Origin of the sequence: Pseudomonas sp. HMWF006 (genome assembly GCF_003061205.1) — a bacterium.
Classification (GTDB): Bacteria; Pseudomonadota; Gammaproteobacteria; order Pseudomonadales; family Pseudomonadaceae; genus Aquipseudomonas; species Aquipseudomonas monsensis.
Map to the genome: position 1 here is coordinate 3069 of NZ_QAIU01000297.1, position 8405 is coordinate 11473.

The following is an 8405-nucleotide window of genomic DNA, read 5'->3' on the forward strand; positions in this document are numbered from 1 at the left end:
GGCGCATCACGGCAGGTGCCTGCGATCAGGGGTCAGTTGCACAACCTTGACGCGCAACTGCGAGGTCAGTTGCTGCTCGCTCTGCAAGATGAAACCGTCACGCGGGTCGACCCAGTAACGATTGGTCGCGCGCAGGCCGATGGCCGGGGCGTCAATCTGCTCATCGACACGCAGCACGGTGTATTCCTTGTCGAGAATCTGCAGGGTTTGTTCGGATCGGCGCGAGAAGCGGCTGTTGACGATCACCCCGACTTCCTGGCCCTTGTAGAGGTCGATCCAGCGCCGCGTGGTGAAACCGTCGGCGACGTGATGCAGGCCTTGTTTGAACGGCGAGTCATCGGCCAGCCGCGTGCCATCGAGATCGCCTTCCAGGCCCAGGCCAATGCTGCGCACGGCGAGGCCATTGCGCAGTAACAGCACCTGTTTGCCCGAGGCGACCCAGAACTGCAGGTCTTCGCGCTCGCGCACCAGCGCCAGCACCCCGGAGCCGGACGGCGTGGTCAGTTTCAGCTGCGGGTAGTTGACCGCGGCCACTTCGGCCGCTGACACGTCGACTTCATCCGGGCCAACAACCGCCGCTTTAAGGTTATTCAACGAAGCGCTCATCAGCGGGTTGCAGCCACACAGCAACGAGGCCGCCATCAGGCACAGGCCAACTTTCAAAATGTTCAAAGTCGGACCTTATTTGGCGTTGTTGTTACTGAATTCGCTCCAGTTCTTCGCAGCGGAAGCGCCAGTGCCGACAATCGACGCCGACGGCACCAACTGGCTGATCAGACGGTTCCAGCGAGTCACGTTGGCCGGCCCGACATACACCACGTCCTGGGGACGCACTTCGAAGTGCGAAGCGAGCGCCATGGCGGTCGGCGATTCGGCTTCGAGCTGATAGATCTTCGCCGGCTCGACGTCGAGGTTTTCCACGCCGCGAATGACATACACCGCATTGCCGTTGGAGGTGGTCTGGCTCAAGCCGCCGACCGAACCGAGGACATCGGTGAGGTTCATGGTCGCGGTCTTGAAGCTCAGCGCGCGCGGCTGATTGACTTCACCCATGACGTAGATGCGCTTGTTGTCGTTATACGGCAGGTACAACTGGTCGCCGCCCTTGAGGTAGACGTTCTGCAACTGCGAATCCTGCTGATTGAGCGAGTCGAGGTTGAGCGGATAGGTGCGCCCGTTGCGCGTCAGCAACAGCCCGGACAAGTCGGCATTGTTGGTGTCGATGCCGGCCGAACCGAGGGCTTCGACCACACTCAGCGGATTGGTGGAAATCGCTTGCGGGCCGGCCTTGGCCACCGCGCCGGTGACCACGACTTTCTGGCTGGCGAAACGCAACACCGCCACGTCCACTTGTGGCTCGGCGATAAACGCCGACAAGCGTTGTTCGATGTCCGAACGTAGTTGCTGGATGGTCCGGCCGGCGGCCTGGACTTCCTTGATAAACGGGTAGTAGAGCGTGCCGTCGGAGCGCACCAGTCGGCCGTTGGCGTCGATCTGTTGTTGCGCGCCGGACGGGGCCGTCAGCTCCGGGTGATCCCACACCGTGATGTACAGGACATCGTTGTTGCCGATGCGGTACTCGGCGGGCGTCGCCAACAGTTCCGGCGGCAACGACTCACGCTTTTGCGTGGCGCGGTTCATCGAGATCAGCTTGGGCGTGATCGGAATCAGCTCGACCCGGCTGCTTTCGCTGGCACCCTGGCGGGTAATGCCACCGGTGCTCAGGTATTGACCGGGGGAAAACATGCAACCTTGCAGAGCGAGACTTGCCAACATTAAAAGATAAACACTACGAGTCATAATGGCACTACGCTATTCAAGGGCGAATCTAAAAACAAAGTCACCCGACTTGCGTCGGGCGACTTCGTACTGCACTAACAAATGTTCCTGTTAGTTATGCGTGCCGGTTGTACCGGTGGTACCTGTGGTACCGGTAGTACCGCCGTTGGCACTGCCACCGCTGTTGGACGCCGCTACAGCACTGGCGACCATTGCAGTACTGGCTGCAGGCGCTTGAGAAGCCGCTACATTGCCACCTACATTGGTCACCGCTGTCAGCGGCGCTTCAGCGGCGGCAGCCCAGTTGCTCAACATCGTCAACAGGGCAACTGCCATTACTTTTTTCATATCAACTCCTTTCTAACATTCGACCTGTTAAAAAACCGGTCTGAGTTAGAGGTGGTAGCGTTCAAGTCCGCAAAAAGCGCGAACAAGATCCGTTGTTCTTTCACAGTCTTACCCAACTGATAAAAGTCGAACGGCAGGTTTATATCTACGGACTTGCAAAAGGCATTTCCAGCGTATTTTCCCGACGATATCTAACACCTGACCGAAACTAACATTCAGTATTAGAACGACATCATTCGAGATAACCGCGAGGATGGTTCGATTGCCAGCGCCAGGTGTCGGTGACCATGTCCTGCAAGTTGCGCGTGGCTTTCCAGCCCAACTCTTTGGCGGCCTTGGAGGCATCGGCCCAACTCTCGGCAATATCCCCGGAACGGCGCGGCATCATGCGATACGGCACCGGTTGCCCGCAGGCCTGTTCGAACGCGTGGAGCACTTGCAGCACGCTGTAGCCATCGCCCGTGCCGAGGTTCCAGGTATGAATGCCGGTGCGTTCGGCGATGGACTGCAAGGCCTTCAAGTGTCCGTCCGCCAAATCGACCACGTGGATGTAGTCACGCACGCCGGTGCCATCCACTGTCGGGTAATCGTTACCGAAGATCGACAACTCCGGCAGGCTGCCGACCGCCACCTGGCTGATATACGGCACCAGATTGTTGGGAATGCCGTTGGGGTCTTCGCCCATATGCCCGCTGGCGTGGGCGCCGATCGGATTGAAGTAGCGCAGCAAGGCGATGCTCCAGCGCGGCTCGGCCTGACTCAGGTCACGCAGCACGTTCTCGACGATCAGCTTGGACTGGCCGTAGGGATTGGTCGGGTTGCCGGTGGGGAAATCCTCACGGATCGGCATCTGCTCAGGCTCGCCATACACCGTCGCCGAAGAGCTGAACACTAGGCGAAACACCCCCGCCGCCGCCATCGCCTGGCACAGGTTGATGCTGCCGCTGACGTTGGTCTCGTAGTATTCGAGCGGCTTGCGCACGCTCTCGCCCACGGCCTTGAGCCCGGCGAAATGCAGGACGGCTTCGATGGTGTGCTCGCGGAAAATCCGCTCGAGCAGTGCCCGGTCGCAGACATCGCCGCGGATCATCCAGGCACTCTTGCCGCAAATGCTTTCAACGGCGTGCAACGCGGCTTCGCTGCTGTTGCAAAGGTTATCCAGTACGACAACTTCATAACCTGCTTCAAGCAGCGCAAGTGTGGTGTGCGAGCCGATATAACCGGCACCACCCGTTACCAGAATCTTCATAGCGCGATCCGTCTTTGGATGAGTGACAAGTAGCGTGTCAAGCCTGATTTATTGAAGATGTGTCACAACCCACATAAATAAGGCGACAACAACCGGAAACAAAACTAGTTCAATGACTGGCAATAAATATTTTTGCAGGTCACACTGTATTGCCCGCTACTTATTAGCACTCCCCGCGCACTCATCACTATCAACAGATACCGACTAAAAATAACTAATACCGCACTTACCGACATCTCATAACATTGTCATGTTTTACCGCTACGACTAATTGCCATCAACAACCTGACTCAGGTATTAAAGCAGTCGTTCAACAATATTATTGAAACTTGCACGCCCTGTATGAGTGCGCGCATCTGTTGCCTGTGTTCCATGACTGTCCAGGATACTTTTATGATTCGTAAATGTTTGTTTCCCGCTGCCGGCTATGGCACGCGTTTCTTGCCGGCCACCAAAGCCATGCCGAAAGAGATGTTGCCGATCGTCAACAAGCCGTTGATCGAGTACGCCGTTGAAGAAGCACGGGACGCCGGCCTGCAACACATGGCCATCGTCACCGGCCGGGGCAAGCGTGCGCTGGAAGACCATTTCGACATCAGCTACGAACTCGAACACCAGATCCGCGGCACCGAGAAAGAAAAGTTCCTTGCCGGCACTCGCGAGCTGATCGACACCTGCACCTTCTCCTACACCCGCCAGGTGGAAATGAAAGGCCTCGGCCACGCGATTCTCAGCGGCCGCCCGCTGATCGGCGACGAACCCTTCGCCGTGGTCCTGGCCGATGACTTGTGCCTGAACCTCGAAGGCGACGGCGTGCTCTCGCAGATGATTCAGCTGTACAAGAAATTCCGCTGCTCGATCGTTGCCATCCAGGAAGTGCCGGCCGACCAGACCCACAAGTACGGGGTGATCGCCGGCGAGCTGATGTCCGACGGCATCTATCGGGTCAACAACATGGTGGAAAAACCGGCGCCGCAGGACGCTCCGTCGAACCTGGCGATCATCGGCCGCTACATTCTCACGCCGGACATCTTCGACCTGATCGCCGACACCCAGCCGGGCAAGGGCGGCGAAATCCAGATCACCGACGCGCTGATGAAACAGGCGCAGAACGGTTGCGTGCTGGCCTACAAATTCAAAGGTCTGCGCTTTGACTGCGGCGACGCCGAGGGTTACCTGCAGGCGACCAACTTCTGCTACGAAAACGTTTACCTCAAGGGTCGCTGAGACGGCGCCCTTCACCCAACGAGGCCACCATGAACATTGCACAACATTCCGTAGAGATTGAACGCGAGGTGGGTAACCTCGGGGTGATGAGCTGGTTGTCCCGCCATCAGCCGTTGCCCAGCGCCAACGAGTCCTGGCTGGGCACAATTCTGCTGGTGGAGCGGATTGGTGTGTTTCCGGCGTCCGGGGACATTCGCCGGCCGCTGCGCGATCCGTATCCACTGCTCGCGCATTTGAAAAAGCTGTATGTCGAGCAGGCGCTGGAAATGGATGATCGCGATGGTCTGAAAGTCATTTTCAGCGACTGGCGCTTTCGCGTGCGTATCTGCTGCAACGACCCGGCGATCATCATCAACGTGGAAACCCGTTGTGATACACGGCTGATGCCGCAGAAGATTGCGGAGTTGCTCGAGCAAGTCGACGCCTTCACGCAGGACGTCTGATGCCTGACCCATTCCCCCTGCAGGAGCTACAGGGGGTTTGTGGTTATTTCAGGAGGGCGTCGCACCGATCCTTGACGCCCATGATCCAGCCATAAAAGTAATCGGCAATCACCTTCCCGCCCGTGGCCGGCACCGGATGAATCTTGTCCGGGCCGATCATTGCCGCCGCGTAGCGTTTGACGTCGGGGCCGAACGCACATTGCAGATTGGCGTAACCCAGATGCTGCGCGCGCGCCCAAGGCTCAAGCACCTGCGCATAGGCTGACATCGGATAGGCGCTGGAACGCGTGGTGTCCTGCCGCATGATCAGGTTGATGCTCGCCTTCGGTTGAATCTCGCGCAGCATCCCCACCAGCCCCTGAACGTTCTGCAGATACTGCGCTGGCTTCACGCCGAAACCCTGATCGTTACCGCCGAGCATGATCAAGTAAACATCAGCGGGGATCTTCGACACGGCAGCTTTCCACTGCACCTGCCATTGCGGATCCTGGTGATAGAAATCCGCAGAGGCCGCGCCCGATGCCGCCAGTTTGGAGACTCGCACGCCGTTCTGATCGTTGCTCATCCACAGGCCAAATAACGTCGGTGTGCCCTTCACCACTTCCAGTTTGAAGGACCAGTCTTTCGCTGCCGAGAGACCTGTCAGCGGGACTTCCTGAACCCCCGAACCTTCAAGCGTCAACGGCTGCCAGTCTTGCGCAGGCGTCCAGCGGTAGCGGATCTCGCTGGGTTCGCCGCTGCCCAGGTAAAGCAGTTTCGCCTGAGTGACCGCCGTATCAATGCGCGGCGTCGGGCTCGCATCCACCTGCAGCCATGCGCCGGGCCGGCCGGTCACCGTGCGGCTTTCCGGACTCGCTTGTCCCAGGTCTGAAACCTTCCAGTCGCCGGCAAAGTACTTGTCACTGCTGCGGGTGTATTTGAAATGCGTTCCGCCGAGCGCCGCACCGTGGTTGAAACCGACGTAACCCGGCCCGGCAAAACCCACCTCCCCTGCCACGCGCTGCACCAGTTTGTTCAGGTAGAAATCCTGCCCGGCGCTGTAGCTGTCGCCGATCACCGAGACCGACAACACCTTGCCAGCCTTGCCTTCACGCCACTGGGCAAAACGCTCGCGGGCATCGCCTACCTGAACCACCGACGCTGCGACGGGATGCGCATCATCTACTGCCAACATGCAAAATTTCCTTCAGTCTGGAATGGCCCCTTCGCGAGCAAGCTCGCTCCCACAGGGATTGTGGTCATCTACAGGGATGGTATGACTTGCAGATATCCACTGTGGGAGCGAGCTTGCTCGCGAAGCTCTTAGCTGTTTTGCGTCTGCACCACCGGGACGATGGGCGCCGCCGGTTTCTTCTTCGCCACCCGCTCGCCAAGAAACAACACAGAAGTGAAATTGAATCGACTGAAAATCATCGACAACACCACCGGCCCGAGCAAGCCAAAGCTCAAGCCACCGAGCACCAGCAAGCTTTCATCCTTCACCCCCAACCGCCCCAGCACAAACCGCGACGTCGCCGCGAACAGCACATGGAACAGGAAGATCGCATAGGAATAACCACCGAGCCAGGTCAGCGCCTTCGAGCGCACATCGCTCGACAGCAAGGCGATGCACGACAGGCAACCCACGGTCAGACCGATCAGACTGCGACGATCGACAATCAACTCACGATCAATTGCCGCGACGTACAGCAACGTCAGTGAGATCAATACAAACAGCACCGGCCCGATCACCTTGAAGCGCTGCTTCAGCGCGTCGACGTTCTCCTGGCCAATCATCCCCGCCACAAAAAACGGCAACAGGTAGATCGCGCCATTGATACCGAACGCATCGAGCTTGAACGGTGGCAACAGAAACAACAGCGCCGCCAACGCGAACAACCCATACAGCCGTGTCGCCGAGCGCAGCATCCCGCGCCACTCCAGCAACCCGACAAACATGAAAATGATGAACACCGCCTGCAAGAACCAGAAGTGGTTGATCGGCACCCAGAACGACAGCAACGCGTCGACTACCCCGACCTCCTTGTTCACCCCGGGGCCCACCGCCTGCAACACCGAAAACGGCACGCCGACGCAAAACAGCGGCACGATCAAGCGTCGCACCTTCCCGCTGAAGAACGCAGAAAAGTCATTGCCACGGATTTTGTAGATCGAATAGATGTACCCGGAGATGAAGGTGAACAACGGCATGCGCACGTACACCATCGAGTCGGCAATCACCCGGAACGGCGAGCCGATGTCGATTTTCAAACCACCGCCCAGCGGCCCGATGACGTGATAAAGCACCAGCAACAGGCACGCCAGCCCGCGCAGGGTTTCGATCTCCAGGGACTTTTTCTTGCTCGACATAAAGCACCTGCCTCAATTCAGAATGCGTGATTCAACCCGCACCGGTTTGTTCGCGCGCAGCATCAAGCCGAGCCCGACGAACAACACCGGCACCACCATGGAGAAGTGCCGGGCGAAGGAACCGAAGTCCGGCTCGAACAAGCCCTGCACCAGCAGAAACGCCAGCGGAATCGCGATCAGTTCCTTGGGTTTGGTCTGGATCGGTGCGCCCTTGTAATCAGTCGAGGTGATGACCTTGAACAGCAGCAGCGCGGTCATGATCATCAACGCGACGAAGATCACCTGGCCCGGTCCGGACAGCAGAATCAGCTCCACCGGAAACGACAGCCGGAAGAAGATGATCATCGAGTCCAGCGCTTGCGAAACGAAGTCGCTGCCGCTGAGCCACGACACGATCAACGATTTCGAGCCCTCCTCCCCCGCCGTGCGCAATTCGTTGTTGCTCGCGCGAATCGACGACACCGGAAAGCCCAGCGCTATCTGGATCGCCATGGCCACCGCGAGGTAGAACAGGAACAACATCAGGAAAAACGTGGTGCGTGACACGTACTTCTTCATCACACAGACGCCGACCCACGACAGCGAAAACAGAATCCAGTAAGGCCGGATCAGCACGCCGTAGATCACCGCCGAGAGGAAAAAACCGCCGCGATATTTGCGCGTCAACGCGCTGAGCAGAATGCTCAACACCGCCACCGACACAATGATTTCCTTGGTCAGGTTCTCCAGAAAAAACGAACGAACAATGCCCCACAGGCACAAGGTGCCGAAGATCGCCAACGGCATGCGCCGAAACACCACCACCGGAATCGCCGTGAGGAAAAAGTTGCAGAACATGCCGTAGGCCCAGGCGTTGGTCAGGTTGATCCCGGTGGGCCGCAGCAGGAACGCCGAACACTCGTAGGACGAGCGATCCGGCGAGAACGGGTTCCAGAAATTGCAGTTGTCCGCCCTGGCATAGGACGACCACAAGGTCATGGCATCCGGGCCCGGATCGCTCGTCCTACGAG

Annotated in this window: 9 protein-coding genes; 2 read left to right on the forward strand and 7 right to left on the reverse strand. The window is 58.5% G+C overall.

From position 1 onward, the window contains the following. Nucleotides 1-6: 6 nt before the first annotated feature. From DBR24_RS12240 to galE, 4 genes are all read right to left on the reverse strand, one after another. Complete coding sequence (locus DBR24_RS12240; RefSeq protein WP_128614880.1) at nt 7-672, reverse strand: YjbF family lipoprotein; 666 nt, start codon at nt 670-672, stop codon at nt 7-9. Nucleotides 673-681: 9 nt separating this feature from the next. Next, on the reverse strand, nt 682-1746 hold the full coding sequence (locus DBR24_RS12245; protein ID WP_128614881.1) for a polysaccharide biosynthesis/export family protein: 1065 nt from the start codon (nt 1744-1746) through the stop codon (nt 682-684). 144 nt (nt 1747-1890) lie between these two features. Further along, nucleotides 1891-2127, reverse strand: a complete 237-nt coding sequence (locus DBR24_RS12250; RefSeq protein WP_007910552.1) for a hypothetical protein — start codon at nt 2125-2127, stop codon at nt 1891-1893. A gap of 232 nt (nt 2128-2359) precedes the next feature. Further along, nucleotides 2360-3376 carry a UDP-glucose 4-epimerase GalE gene (gene galE / locus DBR24_RS12255; protein ID WP_128614882.1) on the reverse strand — a complete coding sequence of 339 codons (1017 nt, stop codon included), beginning with the start codon at nt 3374-3376 and terminating at the stop codon, nt 2360-2362. 393 nt (nt 3377-3769) lie between these two features. Here galE and galU point away from each other — a divergent pair, with 393 nt between their 5' ends. Beyond that, complete coding sequence (galU, locus tag DBR24_RS12260) at nt 3770-4603, forward strand: UTP--glucose-1-phosphate uridylyltransferase GalU (RefSeq protein WP_123461999.1); 834 nt, start codon at nt 3770-3772, stop codon at nt 4601-4603. Nucleotides 4604-4632: 29 nt separating this feature from the next. After that, nucleotides 4633-5046: a mannose-1-phosphate guanylyltransferase gene (locus tag DBR24_RS12265; protein ID WP_128614883.1), complete on the forward strand. Its 414-nt coding sequence runs from the start codon at nt 4633-4635 to the stop codon at nt 5044-5046. A gap of 43 nt (nt 5047-5089) precedes the next feature. Here DBR24_RS12265 and DBR24_RS12270 read toward each other — a convergent pair whose 3' ends face one another. From DBR24_RS12270 to DBR24_RS12280, 3 genes are all read right to left on the reverse strand, one after another. Then, nucleotides 5090-6220 (reverse strand): GDSL-type esterase/lipase family protein, encoded by a 1131-nt coding sequence (locus tag DBR24_RS12270; protein ID WP_128614884.1) that lies wholly within the window; start codon nt 6218-6220, stop codon nt 5090-5092. Nucleotides 6221-6348: 128 nt separating this feature from the next. Then, complete coding sequence (locus DBR24_RS12275; protein WP_128614885.1) at nt 6349-7395, reverse strand: acyltransferase family protein; 1047 nt, start codon at nt 7393-7395, stop codon at nt 6349-6351. A gap of 12 nt (nt 7396-7407) precedes the next feature. Further along, the coding region (locus DBR24_RS12280; RefSeq protein ID WP_128614886.1) for a hypothetical protein at nt 7408-8405 on the reverse strand (998 nt) is incomplete at its 5' end.

Bases quoted from the DNA above. Each gene is read 5' to 3' on its own strand.
- DBR24_RS12245 (WP_128614881.1), bottom strand. From the start codon at position 1,746: ATGTTTTCCCCCGGTCAATACCTGAGCACCGGTGGCATTACCCGCCAG.
- DBR24_RS12270 (WP_128614884.1), bottom strand. From the start codon at position 6,220: ATGTTGGCAGTAGATGATGCGCATCCCGTCGCAGCGTCGGTGGTTCAG.
- DBR24_RS12275 (WP_128614885.1), bottom strand. From the start codon at position 7,395: ATGTCGAGCAAGAAAAAGTCCCTGGAGATCGAAACCCTGCGCGGGCTG.
- galE (WP_128614882.1), bottom strand. From the start codon at position 3,376: ATGAAGATTCTGGTAACGGGTGGTGCCGGTTATATCGGCTCGCACACC.
- galU (WP_123461999.1), top strand. From the start codon at position 3,770: ATGATTCGTAAATGTTTGTTTCCCGCTGCCGGCTATGGCACGCGTTTC.
- DBR24_RS12250 (WP_007910552.1), bottom strand. From the start codon at position 2,127: ATGAAAAAAGTAATGGCAGTTGCCCTGTTGACGATGTTGAGCAACTGG.
- DBR24_RS12265 (WP_128614883.1), top strand. From the start codon at position 4,633: ATGAACATTGCACAACATTCCGTAGAGATTGAACGCGAGGTGGGTAAC.